The organism is Pelagibius sp., assembly GCF_965227505.1.
Taxonomy (GTDB): Bacteria; Pseudomonadota; Alphaproteobacteria; order Kiloniellales; family Kiloniellaceae; genus Pelagibius.
Map to the genome: position 1 here is coordinate 56,809 of NZ_OZ245757.1, position 24,248 is coordinate 81,056.

At 66.0% G+C, this 24,248-nt stretch carries 24 protein-coding genes and 2 tRNA genes; 18 read left to right on the forward strand and 8 right to left on the reverse strand.

All coding sequences use genetic code 11. The annotated features are described in order from the left end of the window. Window positions 1-16: 16 nt before the first annotated feature. Window positions 17-385 (forward strand): hypothetical protein, encoded by a 369-nt coding sequence (locus tag ACO06P_RS00235; protein ID WP_420348011.1) that lies wholly within the window; start codon window positions 17-19, stop codon window positions 383-385. Here ACO06P_RS00235 and ACO06P_RS00240 read toward each other — a convergent pair. Genes ACO06P_RS00240 through ggt form a run of 4 tightly spaced genes read right to left on the reverse strand, consistent with a single transcriptional unit; the run spans window position 382 to window position 4,525 of the window. After that, a complete protein-coding gene (locus tag ACO06P_RS00240) occupies window positions 382-1,659 on the reverse strand; it encodes an MFS transporter (RefSeq protein ID WP_420348012.1) in 1,278 nt (425 codons plus the stop codon). The two genes, ACO06P_RS00235 and ACO06P_RS00240, sit on opposite strands and share 4 nt — an antisense overlap. After that, window positions 1,586-2,113 carry a GNAT family N-acetyltransferase gene (locus tag ACO06P_RS00245; RefSeq protein WP_420348013.1) on the reverse strand — a complete coding sequence of 176 codons (528 nt, stop codon included), beginning with the start codon at window positions 2,111-2,113 and terminating at the stop codon, window positions 1,586-1,588. Before ACO06P_RS00245 ends, ACO06P_RS00240 begins: the two co-directional genes overlap by 74 nt. Before the next feature lie 51 nt (window positions 2,114-2,164). Beyond that, window positions 2,165-2,872: a ribonuclease activity regulator RraA gene (locus ACO06P_RS00250; protein WP_420348014.1), complete on the reverse strand. Its 708-nt coding sequence runs from the start codon at window positions 2,870-2,872 to the stop codon at window positions 2,165-2,167. A gap of 51 nt (window positions 2,873-2,923) precedes the next feature. Next, complete coding sequence (gene ggt / locus ACO06P_RS00255; protein WP_420348015.1) at window positions 2,924-4,525, reverse strand: gamma-glutamyltransferase; 1,602 nt, start codon at window positions 4,523-4,525, stop codon at window positions 2,924-2,926. A 432-nt stretch (window positions 4,526-4,957) separates the two neighbouring features. Between ggt and ACO06P_RS00260 the strand changes: the two genes are divergently transcribed. The 13 genes from ACO06P_RS00260 to ACO06P_RS00320 all read left to right on the forward strand — a co-directional run bounded on the left by ACO06P_RS00260 (window position 4,958) and on the right by ACO06P_RS00320 (window position 18,492). Then, window positions 4,958-7,216: a heavy metal translocating P-type ATPase gene (locus ACO06P_RS00260; RefSeq protein ID WP_421938209.1), complete on the forward strand. Its 2,259-nt coding sequence runs from the start codon at window positions 4,958-4,960 to the stop codon at window positions 7,214-7,216. A gap of 108 nt (window positions 7,217-7,324) precedes the next feature. Then, window positions 7,325-7,597 (forward strand): hypothetical protein, encoded by a 273-nt coding sequence (locus ACO06P_RS00265; RefSeq protein ID WP_420348017.1) that lies wholly within the window; start codon window positions 7,325-7,327, stop codon window positions 7,595-7,597. 293 nt (window positions 7,598-7,890) lie between these two features. Beyond that, window positions 7,891-8,907, forward strand: a complete 1,017-nt coding sequence (locus ACO06P_RS00270; protein ID WP_420348018.1) for a TRAP transporter substrate-binding protein — start codon at window positions 7,891-7,893, stop codon at window positions 8,905-8,907. Window positions 8,908-9,049: 142 nt separating this feature from the next. Continuing rightward, window positions 9,050-9,589: a TRAP transporter small permease subunit gene (locus ACO06P_RS00275; protein WP_420348019.1), complete on the forward strand. Its 540-nt coding sequence runs from the start codon at window positions 9,050-9,052 to the stop codon at window positions 9,587-9,589. A gap of 84 nt (window positions 9,590-9,673) precedes the next feature. Then, window positions 9,674-11,047 (forward strand): TRAP transporter large permease, encoded by a 1,374-nt coding sequence (locus tag ACO06P_RS00280; RefSeq protein WP_420348020.1) that lies wholly within the window; start codon window positions 9,674-9,676, stop codon window positions 11,045-11,047. A 115-nt stretch (window positions 11,048-11,162) separates the two neighbouring features. Continuing rightward, entirely contained in the window at window positions 11,163-11,723 is a 561-nt protein-coding gene (gene rfbC / locus ACO06P_RS00285; RefSeq protein WP_420348021.1) for a dTDP-4-dehydrorhamnose 3,5-epimerase, read from the forward strand. Window positions 11,724-11,795: 72 nt separating this feature from the next. Continuing rightward, window positions 11,796-12,866, forward strand: coding sequence for a dTDP-glucose 4,6-dehydratase (gene rfbB / locus ACO06P_RS00290; protein WP_420348022.1), 1,071 nt, complete (start codon window positions 11,796-11,798; stop codon window positions 12,864-12,866). Window position 12,867: 1 nt separating this feature from the next. Further along, window positions 12,868-13,785 carry a dTDP-4-dehydrorhamnose reductase gene (gene rfbD / locus ACO06P_RS00295; RefSeq protein WP_420348023.1) on the forward strand — a complete coding sequence of 306 codons (918 nt, stop codon included), beginning with the start codon at window positions 12,868-12,870 and terminating at the stop codon, window positions 13,783-13,785. Window positions 13,786-13,808: 23 nt separating this feature from the next. Further along, window positions 13,809-14,681: a glucose-1-phosphate thymidylyltransferase RfbA gene (gene rfbA, locus ACO06P_RS00300; protein ID WP_420348024.1), complete on the forward strand. Its 873-nt coding sequence runs from the start codon at window positions 13,809-13,811 to the stop codon at window positions 14,679-14,681. A gap of 67 nt (window positions 14,682-14,748) precedes the next feature. Next, window positions 14,749-15,018, forward strand: coding sequence for a MoaD/ThiS family protein (locus ACO06P_RS00305; RefSeq protein WP_420348025.1), 270 nt, complete (start codon window positions 14,749-14,751; stop codon window positions 15,016-15,018). Window positions 15,019-15,023: 5 nt separating this feature from the next. Next, on the forward strand, window positions 15,024-16,100 hold the full coding sequence (locus ACO06P_RS00310) for a WD40/YVTN/BNR-like repeat-containing protein (RefSeq protein WP_420348026.1): 1,077 nt from the start codon (window positions 15,024-15,026) through the stop codon (window positions 16,098-16,100). 61 nt (window positions 16,101-16,161) lie between these two features. Beyond that, window positions 16,162-17,262 carry a tryptophan 2,3-dioxygenase family protein gene (locus ACO06P_RS00315; RefSeq protein WP_420348027.1) on the forward strand — a complete coding sequence of 367 codons (1,101 nt, stop codon included), beginning with the start codon at window positions 16,162-16,164 and terminating at the stop codon, window positions 17,260-17,262. 21 nt (window positions 17,263-17,283) lie between these two features. After that, entirely contained in the window at window positions 17,284-18,492 is a 1,209-nt protein-coding gene (locus ACO06P_RS00320) for an aminotransferase class V-fold PLP-dependent enzyme (protein WP_420348028.1), read from the forward strand. Here ACO06P_RS00320 and ACO06P_RS00325 read toward each other — a convergent pair. The 3 genes from ACO06P_RS00325 to ACO06P_RS00335 all read right to left on the reverse strand — a co-directional run bounded on the left by ACO06P_RS00325 (window position 18,489) and on the right by ACO06P_RS00335 (window position 19,571). Continuing rightward, window positions 18,489-19,058 carry a PAS domain-containing protein gene (locus ACO06P_RS00325; RefSeq protein ID WP_420348029.1) on the reverse strand — a complete coding sequence of 190 codons (570 nt, stop codon included), beginning with the start codon at window positions 19,056-19,058 and terminating at the stop codon, window positions 18,489-18,491. The genes ACO06P_RS00320 and ACO06P_RS00325 overlap by 4 nt on opposite strands. Window positions 19,059-19,239: 181 nt before the next feature. Further along, window positions 19,240-19,315: transfer RNA gene (locus ACO06P_RS00330), tRNA-Asn, on the reverse strand. 130 nt (window positions 19,316-19,445) lie between these two features. Then, a complete protein-coding gene (locus ACO06P_RS00335; protein WP_421935146.1) occupies window positions 19,446-19,571 on the reverse strand; it encodes a hypothetical protein in 126 nt (41 codons plus the stop codon). A gap of 306 nt (window positions 19,572-19,877) precedes the next feature. Here ACO06P_RS00335 and ACO06P_RS00340 point away from each other — a divergent pair, with 306 nt between their 5' ends. After that, entirely contained in the window at window positions 19,878-20,021 is a 144-nt protein-coding gene (locus ACO06P_RS00340) for a hypothetical protein (protein ID WP_420348030.1), read from the forward strand. A gap of 258 nt (window positions 20,022-20,279) precedes the next feature. Here ACO06P_RS00340 and ACO06P_RS00345 read toward each other — a convergent pair. Continuing rightward, a tRNA-Cys gene (locus ACO06P_RS00345) sits at window positions 20,280-20,353 on the reverse strand. A 330-nt stretch (window positions 20,354-20,683) separates the two neighbouring features. Between ACO06P_RS00345 and ACO06P_RS00350 the strand changes: the two genes are divergently transcribed. The 3 genes from ACO06P_RS00350 to ACO06P_RS00360 all read left to right on the forward strand — a co-directional run bounded on the left by ACO06P_RS00350 (window position 20,684) and on the right by ACO06P_RS00360 (window position 24,214). Beyond that, the gene (locus tag ACO06P_RS00350) at window positions 20,684-21,340 is read left to right on the forward strand and encodes a protein-L-isoaspartate O-methyltransferase family protein (protein ID WP_420348031.1); all 657 of its coding nucleotides are present in this window, start codon (window positions 20,684-20,686) and stop codon (window positions 21,338-21,340) included. 227 nt (window positions 21,341-21,567) lie between these two features. Continuing rightward, window positions 21,568-23,019, forward strand: a complete 1,452-nt coding sequence (locus ACO06P_RS00355) for a TolC family outer membrane protein (RefSeq protein WP_420348032.1) — start codon at window positions 21,568-21,570, stop codon at window positions 23,017-23,019. A gap of 163 nt (window positions 23,020-23,182) precedes the next feature. Continuing rightward, a complete protein-coding gene (locus tag ACO06P_RS00360; protein ID WP_420348033.1) occupies window positions 23,183-24,214 on the forward strand; it encodes a DUF2497 domain-containing protein in 1,032 nt (343 codons plus the stop codon). The last annotated feature ends 34 nt before the right edge of the window (window positions 24,215-24,248 follow it).

Below are 24,248 nucleotides of genomic sequence, written 5' to 3' on the forward strand. Positions count from 1 at the left end.
AAAGGGAGGAACACAGATGATGGCAGCATCCAAGAAGGTTCTGGACCTTGGCGACTTTCGCCAGGAGAGCGAGTCCGCCGCCGCCGAGGCTGCCAAGGCGGCCGACTGGTGGGAACAGGAATGGCTGAAGTTCCCCACCGTCAGCCTGGATGGGGACGGGGCCTGGCGCTACTGGGATGTACCGGCCGACACCGGGGTCTATCAGGACGACTGGCCCTTGGGCGAGCGGCTGGCAAAGCAGACCATCGCCCAGATGCGCCGCTTTCCGGAGGGCAGCACCGTGCTTCGGCGCATCATGAGAGAGATGGACCCGGAGACCACGGTGGCGCAGGGCTTCCTGACCGCCCTGGAAGACTGCCTCTGCTATCCGGAGCGCGATCTCTAAGCAGAACGCGCCCGCGCGCCGAAGACCACGAGGAGCACCAGAAACAGCGCCGTCAGGGCGAGGGAGAGGCGCAGCCCCGCGGCATCCGCCAGGAACCCCACCCAGGCCGGACCCAGCAGCGCGCCGCTGTATCCGGCCGTAGCCACGGCGGCGATGCCGCTGCCGTGGCCGATGTCCCGCCGGCTGCCGCCGAGCGAAAAGAGGATCGGCACGATGTTGGCGACGCCGAGGCCGATCAGCGCATAGCCCGCCAGGGCGAGAGGAACCGCGCTTGCGCTGAGGGCGACCGCGTAGCCCAGCCCCGCCGCAACCGCGCTGACCCGCAGCACCCGGACCCGTCCGTGGCGGGCGACGACCCGGTCGCCCAGCAGGCGGCCCGCTGCCATGGCCGCCGAGAAGACGCCGAAGCCGAGCGCGGCGATGCTTGCGCCGCTGCCCATGACCTCACGCAGATAGACCGCCGACCAGTCGAACATCGCGCCTTCGCAGATAAAGGCGATGAAGGCGAAAGCGGCCACCAGCCAGAGTGGGCGCGGCGGCAGGGCGATGAGGCGCGCCTTGCTCTCTTTGCCTCGCGCATCGGTCAGCAGCGGCTGCAGGGCGACCATGGCTGCCGGCAGGAGCACAAGAGTCGCACCGGGCAGCAGATGCTGCAGGCCGCCGCCGAGCGCATAGGTGAGGGCGGCCGCGCCGGCGCCAGCCATGCCGCCGATGCTGAAGAAGGCATGCAGGGAGGACATGGTCGGTCGCTCGAGGCCGCGTTCGACGGTCACGCCCTGCGCATTCATGCTGACATCCATCAGGCCGTTGGCGAAACCGATGACCACGGCGACGAGCAACAGGTCCGACAGGGAGCCGGCGACCAGCACCAGGGGCAGGGCGAGACAAAAGCCCAGTGCGCTGATGCCGACGACGAGACGGCTGCCGAAGCGGTCGATCCTGGGGCCGCCGACCAGCATGGCGAGGATCGATCCGAGCGCGAAGCACAGCAGTGCAAGGCCCAGGTCGCCCTCGTCGAGTGCGAGCCGCTGCTTGATCTGCGGAATGGCCGAAGCCCAGCAGCCGATCAAGGTGCCGTTGATGAAAAAGACCGCGGTGATCGATTGGCGGGCGCGGAGGAGGACTGGCGTGGCCTGAAGAATGTTGACGCCTCCTGCAAGACCGATACCCCCGCCCGGGCCGCGACGGCGAAGCGTGCGTTCAGTCCCCCGCCGAGGACTCCGTAGCCCGGCGCAGCTGTTTCTCCATCTCTGCTGCGGGAATGAAGAGCCCACCGCGGGTTTTCCAGTGACGGTGGCGCAGCACCCGGTAGCCCTGGGATTCGTAGAACGGCAGGCCGACGAGGCTGGCGCCGATGGACACCCGGTGATGGCCTGTCGACCTGATCGCCGCCTCTGCGCGCTGGAGCAACAGCCGGCCGATACCCAGACGCGCCCAATCGGGGTCGACGTAAAGACCGCGGACCTCGTGGTCCTTGCGGGAGCAGAAAGCCACGATGCCCGCCTTGCGGTTGACCGCGACCTCGAAGATCTCCTGGTCTTCGAGCATCGCCGCGCCATAGCGTTCGGAAGTGTTGCCGCTGGCCCAGCTTTCCAGTTGGGCATCGCTGTAGATGCGCCGCCCCAGGGTCAGGATCGCGCGCTGATGCACCCGCAGCAGCGCGTCCCCGTCTTCCGGGGTTCCGCGCCGCAGCCTGTAGCCGGGAAAGAATCGCTTTACGCTTCGCATGGGTTAGAGGCTAGGAAAGCCTCGGCAGCCTGGCAAGGAGGATTTGGCTGCTCAGCCTTCCCCGGTTTCCTTGCGATAGCGCGCCAGCGTTTCCTCATTAGGCGGATAGAGGCCGGGGAGTTTCGCGCCATGGCCGACTTCGCGCATGATCCAGGCCTCCAGGCGTTCCTGCTCCAGGCCCAGGTCGGCCACTTCCCGGATCAGAGCCTGGGGGATGACCACGGCGCCGTCGCGGTCCGCGACGATGAGATCGTCGGGGAAGACCGCCACGCCGCCGCAGGCGATGGGATCCTGCCAGCCGACGAAGGTCAGCCCGGTGACCGATGATGGCGCTGCGATACCGTTGCACCAGACCGGCAGGCCGCTGGCCTCGACGCCCTCAAGATCGCGCAGCACGCCATCCGTCACCAAAGCCTCGACGCCGCGCTTGTGCATTCTTGCGCAGAGAATGTCGCCGAAGATCCCGGCATCCTGCACGCCCATGGCATCGACGACGGTGATGACACCTTCCGGCATCTCCTCGATCGCGGCGCGCGTTGAGGTGGGCGACGACCAGGATGCCGGGGTCGCGAGATCCTCGCGCGCCGGGACGAAGCGCAGCGTGAAGGCGGGCCCGACCCGGCGCGCGCGTGCATCGACCAGCGGCCTGGCGCCGCGCAGCCAGACGTTGCGCAGGCCTTTCTTGAGAAGGATCGTGGTGATCGTCGCCGTCGAGATCTGGGTGTAGACCTCGTGCAGGGCCGGGTCGAGTGCGGTCATGAGGCGTCCAGTCTAATAGCCCAGTCTAATAGCCCAGTCTAATAGCCCAGTCTAATAACCCAGCGCGCAGCCGTCCTTGCGCGGGTCGGAGCCGCCGGCCAGGGTGCCGGCCTCCCAGTCGATGCGGATCGCCTGGCTGCCGCCGATCGGCTTCGCCGGCTTGCAGAAACGATGACCCATGGCCTCGAGCTTCGACAGAACCTCTTGCGGAACCCCGCTTTCGGCTTCCACCTCCGTCTCGCCCTCGCCGGGCAGGGCGAAGATGCGCGGCATGTCCATGGACTGCTGCACGTCGAGCCCGAAGTCCAGCAGGTTGGTGAGGAAGCGGGCATGCCCTGCCGCCTGGTAGTGGCCGCCCATGACGCCGAAGGGCATGACCGCGCGTCCGTCCTTCACCATCATGCCGGGAATGATGGTGTGCATCGGCCGTTTGCCGGGGGCGATGCAGTTGGGATGCGCCGGGTCGACAGAGAAGGCGCCGCCGCGGTTCTGCAGCACCACGCCGCTCTTCGGACCGGTGATGCCGCTGCCGAAGGAGTTGAAGGTCGAATTGATGAAGCTGACCGCGTTGCGGTCTTTGTCGACGACGCTGAGGTAGACAGTGTCGGCATGGGCCGCGACCGGCGCCGGGGCCGGGGCGGCCATCGCGCGTTTCAGATCGATCTGCCGGCGCAGGTCCGCCGCATAGTCTTCGGAGAGCAGGCGCTCCACCGGGACTTCGGCCTGTGCCGGATCGGCCAGATGGGCGTCGCGCTCCCGATAGGCCAGGCGCATGGCCTCGATTTCCAGATGCAGACGCTCTGCCGTCATCTCGCCGAAACTGGCGAGGTCGTAGCCGGAGAGAATGTTCAGGATAAGCAGCGCGATGACACCCTGGCCGTTGGGCGGGCACTGAACGATATCGAAACCCCGATAGCCGGACTTGATGGGAGTGACGTACGCGCCTTCGGCCGTGGCGAAATCCTCCAGGCTGTGCAGGCCGCCCAGCGCGCGTAAGTGATCGACAAGATCTTCGGCGATCTCACCCTTGTAAAAGGCATCCCGGCCTTCGCGGGCGATCAGTTCCAGACTTGCGGCGAGCTGCGGCTGGTGGTGGACCTTGCCGAGCCCGGGCGGCCTGCCGCCGGGAAGGAAAATCCGCGCGGTCGCCGGATCGTACGACAGGGTTTCGATCTCGCTCTCCCAGTCCGTCGCGACACGCTCGGTGATGGCATAGCCGTCGCGCGCGAAGCGGATGGCCGGCTGCAGCATGTCGCCCAGGCTGCGTGTGCCGTGGTCGCGCAGCAGCCGGTCCCAGGCGTCGATGGACCCGGGAACGGTCACCGAGTGGGGGCTGTAGCGCTCGAGGGTGTCGATGCCCTGCTCGGCATACCAGGCAGCCGTCGCTGCCTTGGGTGCGCGCCCGGAGCCGTTGAAGGCAACGATGTCGGCGCTGCCGCGCGGGGCATAGAGAACAAAGCAGTCGCCGCCGATCCCGGTCGATTCCGGTTCCACCACGCCCTGCACCGCACAGGCCGCGACCGCGGCGTCCATGGCGTTGCCGCCGTCCTGAAGCACGTTGATCGCGGTCAGTGTCGCCAGGCTGTGCGAGGTTGCCGCCATGCCGTTCAGTGAGCGGGCGACAGAGCGGCCGGCAAGTTCCAGATTACGCATAGGTTCACTACCCTCCCAGGGACTTGGCCTCGCAAGAACCGCGCGGCCGCCGCAACGCGGCCAAGGTACCGATGGCGTGGTGCCGATGGCGTGGTGCCGATGGCGTGGTACCGGCGGCGTGGCGCCGAAAAGTGGAATGGTCAGCAGGCCAATTGATTGATCGGTTGCCTATCATGTAGCCCGACCGTCCCGGCTTGGGAAGCTTTGTATTCCCGCGGCCCGCGCGCCTTCCAAAGCAGGGAGCACAGTGGGTTCATCCGGTCTTGACCTTCCAGTGACTGGAAGGCGCAGACCTTGGGGATGAAGCAGGAGCCAGGAGCACAGGCGATGGCCACAGCGGCCAAATCGGGCTGTCACGAAGCGTCTACCCCGGCGGGCGGCTGCGGCGATCCCGAAGGCCGTCTCGAGACGGCTGTCGATCCGGTCTGCGGTATGGCCGTCGCCAGGACGGAGGATGCTCTGCACCACGTACACGCCGGTGCGACCCACTATTTTTGCAGCACCCATTGCCTGGAGAAGTTCCGTCGCGATCCGGAGGCTGTGCTCGAGGGCAGGGGGGCGCCGCAAGCGCCGGCCGACCCCGAGGCGCTTTACACCTGTCCGATGCATCCGGAGATCGAGGAGCGCGGGCCGGCCAGCTGTCCGCTCTGCGGCATGGCCCTGGAGCCCAAGGAGATCACGCTCGACGACGGGCCCAATCCCGAACTCGAGGACATGCAGCAGCGCTTTCGCATCTCAGCGGTTTTGACACTGCCGCTCGTTGCCCTGGTCATGGGCGAGCACCTCGCCGGGCTGCGGCTGCTGACGCCGACCTGGTCGGCCTGGGTTCAGCTGGGGCTCTCGGCACCTGTGGTGCTCTGGGGCGGCTGGCCCTTTTTCGAACGCGGCTGGGCGTCCGTCAGGACGCGCCACCTGAACATGTTCACCTTGATCGCCATGGGCACCGGGGCCGCTTTTCTGTTCAGCCTGGCGGCCACGACACTGCCCGGGGTGTTTCCCGCCTCTTTCCGGGACGCCTCCGGCGCGTTGCCCGTTTATTACGAGGCGGCTGCCGTGATCGTCACGCTGGTGCTGCTGGGCCAGGTGCTGGAGCTGCGGGCGCGCGAACGCACCGGCAGTGCGCTGCGGGCCCTGCTGGACCTCACCCCGAAAACCGCCCGCCTGGTGGAGAGCGATGGAAGCCACCGCGAGGTGCCGGCGGAATCTCTGCAGCCCGGCGATCATGTCTTGCTGAGGCCCGGCGAAAAGGTTCCCGCCGACGGCAGGGTGGTCGACGGCGAGAGCAGCATCGATGAGTCCATGCTGACCGGCGAAGCGGTGGCGCAGGCAAAGCGGCGTGGGGACCGTGTCGTCGGCGGCACGGTGAACGCCAGCGGCAGCCTTGTTTTCCGTGTCGAGAAGGTGGGGCGCGAGACCGTTCTCGCCCAGATCGTTCAACTCGTCGGCAATGCGCAGCGCAGCCGCGCGCCCGTCCAGCGCCTCGCAGACAAGGCAGCGGCCGTGCTGGTCCCCATCGTGGTGCTGATCGCTGTCGCCAGCTTTGCCGCCTGGGCGGTGTTGGGCCCGCCGCCGGCCTTCGCCTATGCGCTTATCGCCGCTGTCTCGGTTCTGATCATAGCCTGTCCTTGCGCGCTGGGCCTTGCCACGCCGATGTCCATCATGGTGGCCGTCGGCCGCGGCGCAGGCCTCGGCATTCTGGTGAAGGAAGCCGAGGCGCTGGAGCGTCTCTCCGCGGCGGATACCCTGCTGATCGACAAGACCGGCACTCTGACCGAGGGGCGGCCCTCGGTGGTCGCCGTCTCGCCGGCCGAGGGCGTTTCCGAGGACCGCCTGCTGCAGGTGGCGGCGAGCCTGGAGCAGCGCAGCGAACACCCCTTGGCGGCGGCCGTGCTGGCTGCGGCCCAGGCGCGCGGTTTGCCTGTGACACCGTTGACCGACTTCGAAGCCGTGACCGGCAAGGGGGTTCAGGGGCGGTTGGAGGGCGCTGTCTTGCGGGCCGGCTCCATCGCCTGGCTCACGCATCTCGGTATCGCGACGGGCACGGTGGATTCGGTGATCAGCGCTATCGAGAGCAGGGGCCAGACGGTGATTGCTGTTGCCGAAGACGACCGACTGCTGGGCCTGATCGCCATCGCCGATGCTTTGAAGCCGACCTCCCCCCAGGCGATCTCCGATTTGCGCGCCGACGGCTTGGAGGTCGTTCTGGTCAGCGGCGATACCCAGGCCGTTGCCGAAGCCATCGCCGGGGATCTGGGCATCACGCGCATCGTTGCCGACGCCCTGCCGGCCGACAAGGCGGCGCTGGTTCGACAGTTCCAGGAGCAGGGGCATATCGTCGCCATGGCCGGTGACGGGATCAACGACGGTCCGGCCTTGGCGCAGGCGGACATCGGCGTTGCCATGGGCAGCGGCACCGATGTTGCGATCGAGGCGGCCGGCATCACGCTGCTGAAGGGCGACCTGGGGCGGCTCTATATGGCGCGCCGCCTCAGCAGGGCCACCCTTGGCAACACCAGACAGAACCTTTTCTTTGCGTTCCTTTACAATGGCTTGGGCGTGCCTCTTGCGGCCGGTGTCTTGTTTCCGCTCACCGGATGGTTGTTGAGTCCGATGTTCGCGGCCGCCGCCATGTCGCTCTCTTCCGTCTCGGTGATCGGCAATGCCCTGCGTCTGGGCCGTCAAAGGTTCTAGCGCTGCTCCGTTTTTTCGGATGAACCCCCCGCCGGACTTGGATTATAGTGACGAGGAAAGCGCCGCACTGCGTGCGCTTGCGCCGGAAACAGGGCGGGGCTGGTTGAGATGCATGGTCTCAAGAACTACAACCTCGTTGTCGAGCCTTGGCCCGGAAATCCCGGGCCGCTCAGGCCGGTCGGCCGACCCGGATACCGCTGGCGTGTCACCTGGGAGTTGAACGGCGAGTTCTACGCCGAAGGCTTCGAAGACACCCATTCCACCGCCCGCGCCGCAGCGGAAGCCTACCTTTCCAAGCAGGGGATCAAGGTGATGTCGGCCTATCGCCCGGCGCTGCGTGCCATTGCGGAGAAGGCCAGGGCCGAGAAGCCCGCCGGTTGAGTCTCGAACAGGATTTCGTGGTGATCCGGGTGCTTAGCGGCTGTCTTGTCCTTCAAGCAGCGCAGATGCCGGCCGCGACAGGGCTGGGGTCGGGCGCAAGGCTGCAGTCCGCGGGAGCAGCGGCCTCCCTTGCCATCAGCCCCTTGAGTTGACCGCCGGCGTCAGCCCCAAGCTGCCGTAACCTGTTGTCGCCCTTTGCACTTTGCCCTAGGCTAGCGCCCGAAGGCGCGGAAACTCGTGCCGGGAGCCGCGCGGCGATGCTTCGCGCAAGAGAAATAAAACGGGAGGAACCCATGCGTTCATTGAAAATCGCCGCCCTGGCGGCGGCCACCTCGGTGTTTGCCGTCTCCTCGGCTTTCAGCGCAGAGCACACTCTGCGCATTCAGACCCACTACGCGCCGGAGACGGTCTCCGGCAAGCTCGCCCAGCAGTTTGTCGACGATGTCGAAACCATGTCCGGCGGCCGGCTGGATATCGAGATGTTCTTCTCCGCCTCGGTGGTGAAGCCGACGGAGACCTTCGACGCAGCGGCCAGCGGCATCCTGGATGGCGACATGACCGGCGGTGCCTACCAGACCGGCAAGAACCCGGCCTTCCAGTTCGTCGGCGACATCATGGGCGGCTACGACACACCCTGGCAGCAGTACGCCTGGTTCTACTACGGCGGCGGCGAAGCGGCGGCCAACGAGCTTTACAACGAATACAACATGCAGCTCATCGGCTGGTGGATTTATGGCCAGGAGTCGATGTCTTCCTCCCGGCCGATTGCCGGGCCGGAAGATCTGAAGGACTGGAAATTCCGCTCGCCGCCGGGCCTGGAGACCGAGATCTTCGCCAATCTGGGCGCCAAGCCTGTGGTGATGGACTTCACCGAGATCTTCACCGCGCTGGAGACGAAGATCATCGACGGGGCCGATGCCTCCGGTCTCGCCAACAACGTTGGCCTCGGCCTCTATGACCTTGTCAGCCATGCGACCTATCCGGGCTTCCACTCCATGCCCTCGGATCACCTGGCGATCCGCAAGGACGCCTGGGATGCCCTGCCGGAAGATCTGCAGCGCATCATCGAGGTCGCCATGCAGAAGCTGGCCTTCCAGACAGCGTTGACCTTCGAGGTCAAGAACAACGAGGCCGCGGCGATGCTGCGCGAGAAGGGTGTCACCCTCCACGACTGGTCTGCGGAAGACCGCGCCACGTTCCGTCAGGCTGCACAGCAGGCCTGGCAGGGTTGGGCCGAAAAGACGCCGGAAGCCCGTGCTCTGGTCGACAGCCACACCACCTTCCTGAAGACCCTGGGCCTGGTGCAGTAAGCGCTGGCGCATCAGTCCATAATCGGGCCCCTGGCTGCGGAACGCGGCAGGGGCCCGAACTTTCTCGGAGCGTTACCGCAGACCGTGCACTTCGTAGACTAAGCACCGGAACGGCGCATGAAGCGGAGAAGGGAGCCGGGTGATGGTTGAGCATGAGGTCGAAAACTGGATGGACCGCATCAGCATTGCGATCAGCCGGGTCGCAATGTTTCTCGTCGCCTTTATCGTCGCCATCATGTTCTTCGAAGTGGTGATGCGCTACGTCTTCGAGGCGCCGACCCTCTGGGTCAACGAGATGTCGATGTGGCTGGCTGGCTGCGTCTACCTGCTGGCCGGCCTCTACGTCATGCAGCAGCGCGGCCACATCCGCATCTTCATCCTTTACGACATGGTCCCGCGCGGCTGGCAGCGTCTCTTCGATGTGATCTCCGTGCTGCTGATCTGCATCTTTGCGGGTGCTGTCGTCTACGGCGGTTTCAACGAGGCCTGGGTCAAGATGCTGCGCTGGGAGACCTTTGGCACCGCCTGGGATCCACCGATTCCGGCGACGATGAAACCCTTGATCCTCGTGGCGGTGGTGCTGATCGCCCTCCAGTCGGTGACCAACCTGATTGCCGATTGGAACAAGAAGAAAGAGGTTCACGACCTCGCCGAAGAGGTAAAGGAAGAGCATATCGACTGACCCGGACGTCAACCGGGCATCAGGGGGGCAGCGGGGCCGGGGCCCGCGCTTGGCAGTATCAGGGTCTTTGGGGGGCCAGGTTTTATGGATATCGGAACGATCTCGCTGATCCTGCTCATCGGATTGTTCGTTCTGCTGGCAATCGGTATGCCGCTGGGCTTCGCGTCGGGCTTTCTGGCGGTTGCCGTCCTGATGATGAAGTTCGGGCCGGACATCCTGTTCCGCTCCTTCGGGACCGGTCCGCTGAACATCCTGGCCCAGCGCATGTACGGACTGATGACGGACTATGTCCTGATATCGGTGCCGCTGTTCATCTTCATGGCCTGTTTGATGGAAAGATCGGGCATCGCCAAGGCGATGTTCGACAGCCTCAATGTCTGGCTGAGCCGCACCCGCGGCGGCATCGCCATCGTCACCGCCATCATGGCCATCATCATGGCCGCCATGTCCGGCATCATCGGCGGCGAGGTTGTGCTGCTGGGGCTCATCGCGCTGCCGAACATGCTGCGCCTCGGCTATAACCAGGATCTCGCCATCGGCACGATCTGCGCCTCCGGCAGCCTGGGAACCATGATCCCGCCGTCCATCGTGCTGATCATCTACGGTCTGGTGACCGAGACTTCGATCCATGCGCTCTTCAAGGCGGCCTTCGTGCCGGGCTTCATCCTCGGCGGCTGCTACATCGCCTACATCATGTACCGCACCCGCAGGTATCCGGAGCAGGCGCCTCTGCCGGAAGGCGGCGACGAGGTCACCATGGCGGACAAGCTGCGTGCCCTGCCCGGCCTGATTGCGCCCCTGCTCATCGTCTTTGTGGTGCTGGGCTCGATTTATGGTGGAATCACCGCCATTACCGAAGCGGCCGGGATGGGCGTGGTCGCCGTGCTCATCCTCATTACGCTGCGCGGGGAATTGTCCTGGTCGCTGGTCAAGGAAGCGCTGATGCGGACCTGGAAGTCGACCGGCACCATTCTCTGGATCACCTTCGGGGCAACGGCCCTGGCCGGCGCCTACACCATCGCCGGCGGGCCGACCTATGTCGCCAATCTGATCATCGGGACGGAGTTCCCGACCTTCGGCATCCTGCTTCTGATGATGCTGATTTTCCTGCTGCTGGGCGCGGTGATGGATTGGGTCGGTATCGTGCTGCTGGTCATGCCGGTCTTCCTGCCCATCGTCCTGAAGCTGCCGATCGAGGAACTGGGGCTGACCGGCGCGCTGGTGGCGGCGCCCAGCTTCGTTGCCGTCTGGTTCGGCATTCTGTTCTGCGTCAACATGCAGGTGAGTTTCCTCAGCCCGCCCTTCGGGCCCGCGGCCTTCTACCTGAAGTCGGTGGCGCCGCCCCATATCACCCTGCCGGAGATTTTCCGCGGCTTCCTGCCGTTCATCGTCCTCCAGCTCTTCGTATTGGCGCTGGTCCTGCTGTTTCCGGAGATCACGATGATCTTCCGCAATTGAGGCGCGAATGGGGTAGAGCGCTGCAGCGGTTCGCCCCCTCCACCGCGATTGCAGTATGATGCCGCGGCGACTCCGGACCCCGGCCCACTGCCTGCAACCCTGAGAGCCTCTGTTCATGGACGTGACAAGTCTGGCGATTCCCGAGGTGCGCCTGATCAAGGCGGTGAAGCATGGCGACCACCGGGGATTTTTCTCGGAGACCTACAGCAGGCGCGACCTGGCTGCGGCAGGGATCGAAGCCGACTTCGTGCAGGACAACCAGTCGCTCTCGGCGGCCGTCGGGACGCTGCGCGGCCTCCATTTTCAGATCCCGCCGCACGCCCAGGCGAAGCTGCTGAGGGTGGTGCGCGGCGCGGTCTTCGATGTCGCAGTCGACCTGCGTCGGGGCTCCCCCACCTACGGCCGCCACGTGTCGGCGACGGTCTCCGCCGCCGACTGGAACCAGATCTTCATTCCCGTCGGCTTTGCCCATGGGTTCTGCACCGTGGAACCCGACACCGAAGTGATCTACAAGGTGAGCGATTACTACGCGCCGGAAACCGAGCGTGGTCTCCTCTGGAACGATCCCGACCTGGGGATCGACTGGCCGGTCGCGGCGGCGGAGGCGGTGCTCTCGCCCCGCGACAGCCAGTGGCCGCCGCTAAGGGAATTGTCAGGATTTTTCGAATATGGATAAGCGACTTAGCTCGTTTCTTGAACAGGGTCCGGCGGCCTGCCGCGGTGCCGGACCTGCTTTAGGGGTCGCTTCATGAAGGTTCTGGTGACCGGCGGTGCCGGGTTCATCGGCTCGGCGGTGATCCGTGCGCTGCTGTCCGGCCGGATCGCCCGGGTGGTCAACCTCGACAAGCTGACCTATGCGGCGACGCCGGAAGCCATCGAGCACTGGGCGGAGGATGCCGGCTACGCCTTTGAGCAGATCGATATCTGCGACGGGCCGGCCCTGCGCGCCGCCTTCGCGGATCATCGCCCCGATGCGGTGATGCATCTGGCGGCGGAATCCCATGTCGACCGCTCGATCGACGACGCCGGCGATTTCATCCAGACAAACGTCGTCGGCACCTACCGCCTGCTGGAGACCGCGACGGCCTATTGGCGCGAGCTGGAGGGGGAGGCTGCCGCCCGTTTCCGCTTCCACCATATCTCCACCGACGAGGTCTATGGCGCTCTCGGGGCGGAGGGGCATTTCACCGAGGAAACGCCCTATCAGCCGAATTCCCCTTATTCCGCCAGCAAGGCGGCTTCCGACCATCTGGTGCGCGCCTGGAACCGAACGTACGGGCTGCCCGCTGTCACCAGCAACTGCTCGAACAACTACGGGCCCTACCAGTTTCCTGAGAAGCTGATCCCGCTGATGATCATCAACGCGCTGGAGGAAAAGCCGCTGCCGGTCTACGGCAAGGGGGAGAACGTGCGCGACTGGCTGCATGTGGAAGACCATGCGCGGGCCCTGGTGACGGTCCTGACCGAGGGCCGCATCGGCGAGACCTATAACGTCGGCGGCGACAGCGAGGAGCGCAACATCGATGTGGTGGGCAGGATCTGTGATCTGGTGGACGAGCTGCGCCCGCGCGCTGACGGCACATCGCGCCGGGACCTGATCACCTTCGTCGCCGACCGGCCGGGTCACGACCTGCGCTACGCCGTCGACTCCTCGAAGCTGCGCGCGGCCCTGGGCTGGAAGCCGCGCGAGACCTTCGAAAGCGGCCTCAAGTCCACCGTCGCCTGGTATCTCGAGCACGAAGCCTGGTGGCGGGGCATTCTGGAGCGCCGCTACAAGGGCGAACGCCTGGGGCTCGCGAACCCGAAGAAGGCCGGATAGAGTGGCCGAGGCGCCAGAGCCGGGGAAGATCCTGCTGCTTGGGGCGGGCGGGCAACTCGGCTTCGAGATCGAGCGCCTGGCCAGCGCCCGGGGTCTCGATCTGATGGCGATGGGCCGGCGGGAGCTTGACATCACACATCGTCTTGCCCTGCGCTCCGTCATCAGCCGTGGCGTCGATGTGGTGGTGAACACGGCCGCCTACACCGCCGTTGACCGCGCCGAGACCGAAGAAGGCCGGGCGCTCGCGGTCAACCGCGACGGTGCGCGGTTCGTCGCCGAGGCCTGCCATGACGCCGGGGCGGCCTTGATCCACATCTCGACCGACTATGTTTTCGACGGCCGGAAGGGGAGCCCCTACGACGAGGACGACCCTGTTACACCGATCAACGTGTACGGCCGCAGCAAGGCCGCCGGCGAGGCGGCCGTACGACAAGCCTGTGCCCGACATGTGATCCTGCGGACATCATGGGTCTTTGGCGCCCACGGCCGGAACTTCGTGAAGTCGATGCTGCGCCTGGGCCGGGAGCGCAGCGAGATCCGCGTCGTCGCCGACCAGTTCGGCTGCCCGACCCCGGCACAGGGGCTGGCCGCGGCGGTGCTGGCGGTGGCCGGCCGGCGTGGGCAGATCCCCTGGGGAACCTATCATTGCTGCGGCGCGGAGCGGACGAGCTGGTTCGGCTTCGCTGAGACGATCTTTACCGAGCAGGCCGCCCTGACCGGCGGGCCCGGACCTTCGGTGCAACCGATCGGTACAGAGGATTACCCGACCGCGGCGCGGCGGCCTTTGGACTCGACCCTGAACTGCCACGCTTTTCAGGAGCGCTTCCATCAGGCGGCTGTCGATTGGCGGCTGGGTCTGCGCGATGTGTTGCGTGAGTTGCAGGCGGGCGGCCGCCTGATTTCGGCCGGCGGGGCCTGAAGGCGAGAGAGGACGCAGGGACAATGAAGGGGCTCATTCTCGCAGGCGGCGCCGGCACGCGGCTTCACCCTGTCACTCTGGCGGTCAGCAAACAGCTCCTGCCGGTCTACGACAAGCCGATGGTCTACTATCCGCTGTCGGTTCTCATGATGGCCGGCATCCGGGACATCCTGATCATCACAACGCCCCACGATGCGCCGCTCTTCCAGGCCCTGTTGGGCGACGGCGCGCGCTGGGGAATCTCGATCAGCTATACGGTTCAGCCCAAGCCGGAGGGGCTCGCCCAGGCCTTTCTGCTGGGCAGGGACTTCATCGCCGGCCAGAAATCGAGCCTGATCCTCGGCGACAACATCTTCTACGGTCAGGGCCTGCAGGAGGTGCTGATGCGCGCAGCCGGCCTGCGTGCGGGGGCCACGGTCTTCGGCTACCAGGTTTCCGATCCCGAGCGTTACGGCGTTGTCGAGTTCGACGACGCCGGCCGGGCGGTCAGCCTGGAAGAGAAACCTTCCCGGCCAAAGTCGCGCTTTGCCGTGACGGGCCTCTACTTCTATGACGAGCAGGTCTGCGATCTGGCGGAGGGCCTCAAGCCCTCGGCGCGGGGCGAACTGGAGATCACCGACCTGAACCGGCTCTACCTGGAAGCCGGACAGTTGAACGTCGAGCGCTTCGGCCGCGGCTATGCCTGGCTCGACACCGGCACCCATGACAGCCTGATCGAAGCGGCGCAGTTCGTGCAGACCATCGAGAAGCGTCAGGGCCTCAAGATCGCCTGTGTCGAAGAGATTGCCTACCGCAAGGGCTTCATCACGGCAGAGGACCTTTGCCGCCTAGCCGATCCGCTGCGCAAGAACGACTACGGCGCCTACCTGCTGCGCATCGCGCAGGAGGGGACCTAGGCCGCTTCGGCAATCGGCATTGAGTTTTGCTGTTCGGAAGGGCAGGCTCTAGGGCCAGGAGCCTGGGATGCCACGTGTCACCTTCACGGCCAATCTGCAGCGCCATCTCGACTGCCCGTCGCTCGAGGTCGGGTCAGGACGCCTCGACCAGGTGCTTGCCGCGGTGTTCACTGAGCGCCCGGTTCTCCGCTCTTACATCGTCGACGATCAGGGGCGCCTGCGCCGCCATGTGAATGTCTTCATCAATGCGGCGATGATCGCGGACCGCGACGGCTTGAGCGACGCCGTCGGCGAGTCCGACGAGGTATTCGTTTTCCAGGCACTTTCCGGGGGATAGGCAAAGTGGGCGGATTCACGCTGGTGGCGACCCGCAAGGGGCTCTTTGACGTCAACTTCGACGGCGACCCACAGCCGCGCTGTATCGGCTTTCTCGGCGATCCGGTCTCTGCCGTGCTGCAGAACGAGCACGACGGTGCGATCTACGCGGCCCTCAACCTCGGTCACTTCGGGGCCAAGCTGCACCGTTCAGAGGATTTCGGCGCGACTTGGCAGGAGCTCCCGGTTCCCGCCTATCCGCCCGGAGAGGGCGAAGACGCACCGAGCCTCAAGTTCATCTGGACCCTGGCCCGCGGCGGCCTGGAGCAGCCGAAGCGTCTTTGGGCCGGCACGCTGCCGGGCGGTCTCTTCCGCTCTGATGATCGCGGCGAGTCGTGGGAGCTTGTGGAGTCTCTCTGGAACCAGCCCTCGCGCAGTGAGTGGTTTGGCGGTGGCTACGACGAGCCCGGGATCCATAGTGTCATCGTCGACGATCGAGACAGGATCCTTGTCGGGATCTCCTGCGGCGGTGTCTGGATCAGCGAGGACGATGGTGCGAACTGGGTGCTGGGTGGGAAGGGTCTGGCCGCCGACTACATGCCCCCGGACCGCAAGGACGACCCCCGCATCCAGGATCCTCACCGCCTGGCCATCTGCCAGGATGCGCCGGAGGTTGTCTGGTGCCAGCATCACTGCGGTATCTTCCGTTCGGAAGACGGCGGCCGCTCTTTCGTGCAGATCAAGGACGTGGCCCCCTCGGCTTTCGGATTTGCCGTTGCGGCCCACCCCAGCGACCCCAAGACCGCCTGGTTCGTGCCGGCGGTGAAGGACGAGTGCCGGGTGCCGGTCGACGGACGCTTTGTCGTTACCCGCACCGGGGACGGCGGCGCCAGTTTCGAGAGCTTCTCGCGGGGCCTGCCGCAGGAAAGCGCTTACGACCTCGTCTATCGCCACGCCCTGGCCGTCGGTGGCGATGGCCGCAGTCTCGTCATGGGATCGACCACCGGGGCGCTGTGGTTCAGCGGCGATGCTGGCGAGTCCTGGTCGCAGCTGTCAGCCCATTTGCCGCCGATTGCCCAGGTCTGCTTCGCCGACCGACCTTGATCGCTGCGGCGAATCACGCTTGGCTGGCGCAAGCCGTCCATGGACAAGGGGGTGCAGGGCCGTGAGCCAAGACTCCAAGCCGCTCTACTACGCCGATTATCTGCAACTCGACCGGCTGCTGTCGGCGCAGCAGCCTGAGAGCGAGCGGCGCGGCCGGCCGGCCCACGACGAGATGCTGTTCATCATCGTCCACCAGGCCTACGAACTCTGGTTCAAGCAGATTCTCCACGAGATGGGTCTGGTGAACCGGATCTTCGCCAACGAAAAGGTTGCCGACCGCGACATCGGCGCAGCGGTGGCCGCGCTGCAGCGTATCCAGCGCATTCTGAAGCTTGTGACCGAGCAGCTCGACGTGCTGGAGACCATGACCCCGCTGGACTTCCTCGAGTTTCGCGATCTCCTGTTCCCGTCCTCCGGCTTTCAGTCGCTGCAGTTCCGGCTCATCGAGATCGGCCTGGGCCTGCGGCGCGGCCAGCGGGTGAGCCCGGACGAGCGCCCCTATGACAGCCGCCTGAACGAGGCCGACCGGCAGCGTGTGCAGGAGGCCGAGGCCGTCCCGAGCCTGAGCGACCGGGTCGAGGCCTGGCTGGGTCGCACACCCTTTGTCGAGCTTGGTGGCTACCGCTTTCAGGAAAGCTTCCGCGCCGCTGTGGCGCGGATGTTGGCCCAGGACAGCGCCACACTGCGCGCCAACGCCGCAATCGGCGCGAGGGAGCGCGATGCCGGTCTTGCCGCCCTGGAGGCGGCGCAGGAGCGTTTCGAGGCGATCTACGACGAGGCGCGCCATGCGGATCTGGCGGCCCAGGGGGTCTGGCGCTTTTCCTGGCGGGCGCTGCAGGCCGCGCTCTTTATCACGCTCTATCGCGATGAGCCGGCGCTGCAGCTGCCCTTTCGGCTGCTCAGCCTGCTGATGGATATCGACGAGACCATGACGGCGTGGCGCTATCGTCACGCCCTGATGGCGCAGCGCATGATCGGCATGAAGCTGGGCACCGGCGGCTCATCGGGCCACGACTACCTGAGCGAAGCGGCGCGCCGCTATCGCGTCTTCGGCGACCTCTTTGCGCTCTCCACCTTTCTGATTCCGCGCTCGGCTCTGCCGCCGCTGCCTGAAGACGTGCGCCGGGCCATGAGCTACGGCTATAGCGCCGGCGAAAGCTGAGCGCTGCCCGTGAGCCACTCCGTGAGCGATCCCGTGAGCTACAAGGAACACTTCAGCCGGTTCATTGCCGCTGCGCCCGGGCGTCTCCACTTTGCCGCCCACAGCCATCACCTCTGGCCCGATGTGACCTTCGACGCCCAGGCGGCCTGCTGGCAGGACGCGGCGCGGCTGGCCGACCGCAAATGGGACAGGATCTTCGGGGAGATCATACCGGACACGCAGCGCCGCATCGCCGCGGTGCTCGGCCTGTCGGACCCGGCGACGCTGGCTTTCGCGCCCAACACCCATGAGTTCCTGCGCCGCTTGCTGTCCTGCCTGCCGGCAGGGCGGCCCGGACGGATCCTCTGCAGCGACGGCGAATTCCACAGCTTCACCCGACAGGTGGCCCGCCTGGAAGAAGAGGGGCTGTTGCAGGTGACCCGCGTGCCGGTGGAGCCCTTCGGCGACTTTGCCGGGCGCTTTGTCGAGGCTGCGGGGAAAGGGGTCGATGGCAGAGGGGCCGCCGCGGGTGGCTTCGACATGGTCTACGTAAGCCAGGTGTTCTTCAATTCCGGCTTCGCGATTGACGCCTTGGATGACTTCGTGGGGCAACTGGCGAAGGAGGATGCCCTGCTGGTTGTCGACGGCTATCACGGCTTTCTGGCGCGGGCGACCGATCTCTCCGGTATCGAGGGCAAGGCCTTCTATCTTTCCGGCGGTTACAAGTATGCCATGGCGGGGGAGGGCGTCTGTTTTCTGCACGCCCCGCCGGGTCTGTGCGCGCGGCCCCGCGATACCGGCTGGTATGCCGCCTTCGGGGCCCTGGAGCAGCCGGGCGGCGGCGCTGTCGCCTATGCCGGCGATGCGCGCCGCTTCCTCGGCGCCACCTTTGACCCGGTGGGCCTCTACCGCCAGCGCGCGGTTCTTGCCTGGCTGGCCGACCTGGGTCTCACCGCCGCCGACATCCACGACCACGCCCTCCGCCTCCAGTGCCTGTTTCTCGAGGAACTGGACCGCAAGGCGCCTTCTTGTCTGCCCCTGGGGTCTCTTTTGCTCGACCCACGCAGAGTGCCCTGCGGCAACTTCCTGACCTTTGATCTGGGCGCGGCGGCGGCCGGCGCCCTGCACGGTCGCCTGCTGGACGCGGACATCATTACCGACTATCGCGGCGGACGCCTGCGCTTCGGGTTCGGCCTGTATCAGGATGCAGCGGAGGTTGTGCAGCTTGTCGACCGGCTCGCCGGTCTTTAGCTCGCCTCTTCGGTGGGTTCCGATCCATCCAGCGGAACGATGCAGGTGATGCGCTTGGCGCGCTGTTCTGCGAGCGTCCGGTCGGCGAAGGTTTCTCTGTAGACGGTGATTCCGATGATGCCCTCGGCATGGCCGTCGCCGTGCATCAGGGGCAGCAGGAGCCGCTCGCCGTACCCCGGTTGCTGCCACTCGTGATAGAGGCGGCCGATCACCATGGAAATGGCGGGCGCTTCGACGCAGGCCTGGAAGTAACCCCGGACCCGGGGCAGAGCCTCCGCAGCGACCGTGTCTTCCAGGCTGCGCCCGATGAGCGAGCGGTCGTAGCGTGCCCGGATGTGTTCGCCCTCCAGCCGATACCGCAGCTGCCCCGTTTCGGCATCGAAGTCCATGAGCCAGAGGTCTGGCAGAAGGGCTGGAAACCGCTCCGGCCGCAGGTCTTCCCGGCGCGGCGGCCGCTCCGAAGTGCCAAGGGATATCCACGCCTCCAGCAAGGTGATCGCCTCTGCACTGGCCAGGTAGCTCTTGGCCTTTTCCGCGGATTTTCGCCAGCTCGGAAAGATCAGCATACCTTTAGCACTGTGTCGTGGAGGAAGCGCGGCGATCGCTCGGAGGCACGAATCGGGCTGCGTAGAGTCTATAACACGAAACCGCGGCAACGCCGGTGGTCTTCCTGGGCGTCTCACGTCGGCCCGGGGGCTGGCCGAAAAAGGGCGCGGAGCCAGCGCTCCACGCCCTTTTTCTTGCAATTGGCTCCGCGGGCAGGACTCGAACCTGCGACCCGGTGGTTAACAGCCACCTGCTCTACCAACTGAGCTACCGCGGATCAGGATGTTAGGGCCGTCCGGGTTCCCCCGGCGCAGCGAAGCGGGGTTATATCAAACCGTCATGGCGGCTGCAAAGACTTTGCTAAAGGGTTCTCCCGCTTTCGGGCAGCCGTTTCCGCCTGATCCGCTCTAGGCGCCGGCCACCACCGCCAGGAGGCATTTGGCCACGTCGAGGTAGGAGGAGTTGGGCATGTGGAACCAGCGCAGGAAGTCCGCAGTCGTCATGTCTCCGGAGAGCCAGCGCTCCAGAAACATCTGGCTTACCGGATGCAGACGCTCCGGCAGGCAGGCGAGAACGTCGTCCCTGATCGCTCCAGTCTCCCCTATCCCGGACTTTTCGCCCTCCGGCCGGTGGCGTGCGGCGCGCCGCCGAATCCCTCACCAAGCCGCCACAGTGTAGAGGCAACCGGACGGATTGCTAAACGATTCCATATGTTCATGATTTGTTCTTGTTTGCGGAAGCAGACCACGCTAGGGTTTGCAGACAGTGGATCCAGGGTCGCTGTGCTCGACCGGGCCAGGCCCTGGCTAACAACTCTTGGACCAAAGGGGGAGTGAGGCATGGGTGACTTCGGAAATGGCGCGTATCAACCGCCCCTGTGGGAGCGTTTGGCGAGCGGCCTGGCGGCCCTTGGAACGTTTGCCTTCTTCTTCAGCGCGGTTGGCTACGGCTGGTACAGCCTGATCGCGGCGATGGCCCGCTAGGCCCCATCCGTTCTGGCCCCATCCGTTCTGGCCGCATCCGTTCTGGCCGCATCCGTTTCGGGCGCACCCGGGCCGCGTTCTGCACTGTCCGTGTGCCGGTCTGCCGTGCGAGGCCGGTAAAATGAGGCCGGTGCAATGAGGCTGGTGCAATGAGGAAGGCCACGCCTGCGAATACCGTCAGTGGCAGCCGTCGGGCTGGGCCGAATGTCGGGCCGGGCTGGGCATCGGATTGAGCCGGCTTTCGCCGGCGAGGTCGCCTGGAGGCCCGGGCCGGAATCGAACCGGCGTGCAAGGATTTGCAATCCTCTGGATAGCCACTCTCCCACCGGGCCGCAGCGAGCGGGCAGAAGCTATACTGCCGGCCCTGACCTTGGTCAAGCTGACAGGCCCGGACAGTCTTCCGCGACCCGGGGGTATGCTGCCGACGTCCCGGCGGCACATCGAACCGGTGTAACCTGTCCGTGTGGTGGGCCGGTGCTGCAGACCCATTCTGGTCCGTTGTGTTCTTAGGTCTCCGCGCCTATAAACCAATCCATTGGAGAAACCCGTATAAGCGTTCCGGTAATTTGGAATCCGCAGTCGGCTCCGGTATGCGATGCTGTGGTTTCGCAACGCTCACAGCTTGCTCAGCGTCGGTTTCAATTCACAGTGTAGTAGGTGACATGGTTGATTTTGCGGCCGCCCGTCTGAACATGGTTGAAAGCCAGATTCGCACCAACAAGGTCACGGATCTCCGCGTTATCGAGGCTTTCGAAACAGTTCCCCGCGAGCGATTCGTCGGCGAGCACCTGCAGGGAATCGCCTACGTCGACGAAGATCTGGAGGTCGCGGCGGCGCGCTACCTTATGGAGCCCATGGTGCTCGCGCGCCTGCTTCAGGCTGCCGCGCCCGGGCCCTCAGACATCGTGCTCGATGTCGCCTGCGCAACGGGCTACTCCACGGCGGTCTTGGCGGGCCTCGCCGAGACCGTTGTGGGAGTGGACCAGGACCGCGGCCTGGTGGAGAGCGCCAATCGCACGCTGAATGGGTTAGACATCGACAACGCCGTTGTGGTCGAAGGTCCCTTGACGAACGGCTATTCGAAGCAGGCCCCGTACAATGTTATTCTCATTCAGGGTGCGGTAAGCGAGGTCCCCGCCGCCATCAAAGAACAGATGGCCGACGGCGGGCGGCTGGCAACCGTGGTTGTCGATGAGGCGGGTCTCGGGCGGGCGACCTTGGTGGAGCGCTCGGGGGAGATCTATTCCTCCCGGGTTCTCTTTGACGCGGCGACCCCGGTGTTGCCGGGGTTCGAGCGTGCACCGGGCTTTGTGTTTTGAAGGAGGCTGTGCGTTAGAGGAGCCGGCAGCCCCGGGCGGGCGGCGGTACGACGAGCGGGGATGGCGCCGCGTTCGGGATGCGTATCGATTCCGCTGGTCAAAGCCGCGGGCCGGTTTCATGGGCTGGGTTCATGGGCTGGTCCGATTGGCGGGTCAGAGCGTTTGATGGGTTCGTCGTGAGCGGCCGGCTTCGGCACCGCGACGAGGAAGCAGGGAGACAGTCTGGCATGACATCTTTGACCGGCGATGAGCGCGGCGGCGTTCGGGCAGGGACTCTCGCATCGGCCGCTGGCCGTCTTCTTGGCCCTGCCGTGACCGGCGCGGCGCTCGTGGCGCTGACCATCGGGGCCCAAGCCATCGGAGCCAGGCCCGCGGCGTCGCAGACGCTGGAGGAGGCCTTGGTCCAGGCTTACCAATCCAACCCGACCCTGAGCGCGGCGCGGGCCGAACTGCGGTCGGTGAACGAGCGGGTGCCGCAGGCCCTGTCCAACTGGCGGCCCCTGCTGGAAGCGGATGCCTCCGCCGGTCAGGCCGTCGACGATATCGAAAGGCCGTCGGACAGGGGCTCGGACGGGCGCACGCCGCTGTCCTCCGATCTGACCCTGACCCAGCCTGTCTACCGCGGCGGGCGGACCGTTGCCGGGACGGAGCGGGCCGAAAACGAAGTGCTGGCCCAACGGGCGCTGCTGGCGGACAGCGAACAGACGGTGCTCTTCGATGGCGTGACGGTCTTCGCCGATGTCTGGCGTGATCAATCCGTGCTGCAACTCAACCTGAACAACGAGCAGGTGCTGGCCCGCCAGCTGGAGGCGACCCAGGACCGCTTCGAGGTCGGTGAAGTGACGCGAACCGACGTCGCCCAGTCCGAAAGCCGCCTGTCGACGGCAACCGCCGACCGCATTCAGGCGGAAGGAAACCTGACCTCCAGCCGCGCGGCCTTCGAGAACGTCATCGGCGTGTTCCCCGAAATTCTGGAACAGCCCGAGCGTCCAGGCGAGCTGCCGGCCGATCAGCAGTCGGTGATCGATGGCGCCGAGGCCGCCAATCCTTCTGTTCTCGCAACCCAGTTCACCGAGTTGGCCGCGCTCCGCGAGGTCCGCGAGGTCGAAGGCGAGCTTCTACCGGAAGTAAGCTTTCGGGGGCAGCTGAGCTATCAGAACGAAAGCGCCTCCCGCGGCAGCGAAAGCAGTTCCGCGGAGGTTCTGGCCCTGGTTACCGTTCCGCTCTATCAGCAGGGATCCGTTTCCAGCCGCGTACGGGAAGCCAAGCAGGTGGCCAGCCAGCGCCGCCTTGAAGTGCGCGAAGCCCTGCGCCAGGCGCGCGAGGATGCGATCTCCGCCTGGGAAAGCCTGCAGACCGCCCGGGCGCAGATTCAGGCCTTTCAGGAGTCGGTCCGCGCCAACGAGATCGCGCTGGAAGGTGTACGTCAGGAAAACGCGGTGGGCGCACGTACGGTCCTGGACGTTCTGGATGCCGAGCAGGAGTTGCTGGATGCGCAGGTCAACCTTGTGGGCGCGCAACGCGACGAGATTGTCGCCAGCTACCAGGTGCTTACGGCGATCGGCCGCCTGACGGCCATGGATCTCGGTCTGCCGACGGAGATTTACGACGCCGAGGCGGACTATCGGGCGGTGCGTGACAGGTGGTTCGGCCTCACGGCCCCGGGCGCCGCGGAGTAGCGGCGGGTAAAGAGAGGCGCCTGCCGTGGCGGGCGCCTTTTGGCCGAGATCTGCCGGATCCGGGTTTGGTTAATAGAAAATTTCCGCTTTGTCCCTATGCAGTGTTACAAGACCGTTCTGATCACGTGGCTTTCTGGGCCTCGGGGGACTTGGTGACGTAGGTATGCCGGAAGAGCAAAACGAACCGACGATGGAGGAGATTCTCGCCTCCATCCGGCGGATCATTTCCGAAGACGAGCCCGACGAGGCGCAGGACGGCAAAGCCAAGGCAAAGGAGAAGCCAGCGGACGCCGCCGAGCCGGCGCCGGAGCAGGCCACCGAGCAAGCCGCCGAGCAAGCCCCCGAGCAGGCCGCGGAACCGGCGCCCGAACCCGAGCCTGAGCCAGAACCGGCCCCCGAGCCGGCTCCCGAACCGGCCCCGGAGCCTCAACCCGAGCCGGAGCCCGAATCTGCATCCGAGGCTGCGCCCGAGCCGGCAACGCAGCCAAGCGGCGCTGACAACATCCTGGATCTGACCAAGATGGTGGCGGAGGACGGCAGCATCGTCGATCTCGAGGCGGAGGGCGAGGTGCAAGCCGGTGACGAGCCTGCGCCTGACCCGGAGCCCGAACCGGAAGCCGCCGCTGAACCTCAGCCCGAGCCCGAGCCGGAGCCCGAACCAGAGCCGGAGCCGGAGCCCGAACCAGAGCCCGAGCCAGAGCCCGCGGCAGAGCCGGAAGCCGGGCCCGAACCGGAACCCGAAGCGCCCGCAGAACCGGAACCCGCGGCGGAGCCGGAACCAGAACCCGAACCGGAAGCCGAGCCAGAACCGGAACCAGAACCCGAACCGGAACCGGAGCCTGTCGAAGCCACCGCCGTTGCGGCCGACACGGCTGTGGAAGAGGCCGCGGCGGAGGAGCCCGAGGCGGCGGAGCCCGGAACCGATCTGGCGCCGGCGGGTATGGACAGCGATCTCGTTTCCGCTGCGACCGCTGCTGCGGCGACCGCGTCTCTTGCGGCGGTCACCAAGGCGGCCATGGCCAACCGTCAGCCGGACGGCATTCCGCTGGGCGGCGGAAAGACCCTGGAAGACCTGGTCCGCGAGTCCCTGGTGCCGGAACTGAAAGGCTGGCTGGACGAAAATCTCCCCGATCTGGTAGAACGCATCGTTCGCGAGGAGATCAAGAAGATGGTACGACGCGCCGAAGATCAGTAGGCCGGGCCGCCCCCCAGGCGGCCGATGAAGGTGG

What these genes read in the sequence shown, in the direction of transcription:
- ACO06P_RS00340 (WP_420348030.1), top strand. Translation starts at nt 19,878, where the DNA reads ATGGGTGACTTCGGAAATGGCGCGTATCAACCGCCCCTGTGGGAGCGT.
- ACO06P_RS00265 (WP_420348017.1), top strand. Translation starts at nt 7,325, where the DNA reads ATGCATGGTCTCAAGAACTACAACCTCGTTGTCGAGCCTTGGCCCGGA.
- ACO06P_RS00360 (WP_420348033.1), top strand. Translation starts at nt 23,183, where the DNA reads ATGCCGGAAGAGCAAAACGAACCGACGATGGAGGAGATTCTCGCCTCC.
- ACO06P_RS00245 (WP_420348013.1), bottom strand. Translation starts at nt 2,113, where the DNA reads ATGCGAAGCGTAAAGCGATTCTTTCCCGGCTACAGGCTGCGGCGCGGA.
- ACO06P_RS00325 (WP_420348029.1), bottom strand. Translation starts at nt 19,058, where the DNA reads ATGCTGATCTTTCCGAGCTGGCGAAAATCCGCGGAAAAGGCCAAGAGC.
- ACO06P_RS00250 (WP_420348014.1), bottom strand. Translation starts at nt 2,872, where the DNA reads ATGACCGCACTCGACCCGGCCCTGCACGAGGTCTACACCCAGATCTCG.
- ggt (WP_420348015.1), bottom strand. Translation starts at nt 4,525, where the DNA reads ATGCGTAATCTGGAACTTGCCGGCCGCTCTGTCGCCCGCTCACTGAAC.
- ACO06P_RS00270 (WP_420348018.1), top strand. Translation starts at nt 7,891, where the DNA reads ATGCGTTCATTGAAAATCGCCGCCCTGGCGGCGGCCACCTCGGTGTTT.
- rfbB (WP_420348022.1), top strand. Translation starts at nt 11,796, where the DNA reads ATGAAGGTTCTGGTGACCGGCGGTGCCGGGTTCATCGGCTCGGCGGTG.
- ACO06P_RS00355 (WP_420348032.1), top strand. Translation starts at nt 21,568, where the DNA reads ATGACATCTTTGACCGGCGATGAGCGCGGCGGCGTTCGGGCAGGGACT.
- rfbC (WP_420348021.1), top strand. Translation starts at nt 11,163, where the DNA reads ATGGACGTGACAAGTCTGGCGATTCCCGAGGTGCGCCTGATCAAGGCG.
- ACO06P_RS00260 (WP_421938209.1), top strand. Translation starts at nt 4,958, where the DNA reads ATGGCCGTCGCCAGGACGGAGGATGCTCTGCACCACGTACACGCCGGT.
- rfbA (WP_420348024.1), top strand. Translation starts at nt 13,809, where the DNA reads ATGAAGGGGCTCATTCTCGCAGGCGGCGCCGGCACGCGGCTTCACCCT.
- ACO06P_RS00350 (WP_420348031.1), top strand. Translation starts at nt 20,684, where the DNA reads ATGGTTGATTTTGCGGCCGCCCGTCTGAACATGGTTGAAAGCCAGATT.
- ACO06P_RS00280 (WP_420348020.1), top strand. Translation starts at nt 9,674, where the DNA reads ATGGATATCGGAACGATCTCGCTGATCCTGCTCATCGGATTGTTCGTT.
- ACO06P_RS00275 (WP_420348019.1), top strand. Translation starts at nt 9,050, where the DNA reads ATGGTTGAGCATGAGGTCGAAAACTGGATGGACCGCATCAGCATTGCG.
- ACO06P_RS00235 (WP_420348011.1), top strand. Translation starts at nt 17, where the DNA reads ATGATGGCAGCATCCAAGAAGGTTCTGGACCTTGGCGACTTTCGCCAG.
- ACO06P_RS00305 (WP_420348025.1), top strand. Translation starts at nt 14,749, where the DNA reads ATGCCACGTGTCACCTTCACGGCCAATCTGCAGCGCCATCTCGACTGC.
- ACO06P_RS00335 (WP_421935146.1), bottom strand. Translation starts at nt 19,571, where the DNA reads ATGTTTCTGGAGCGCTGGCTCTCCGGAGACATGACGACTGCGGACTTC.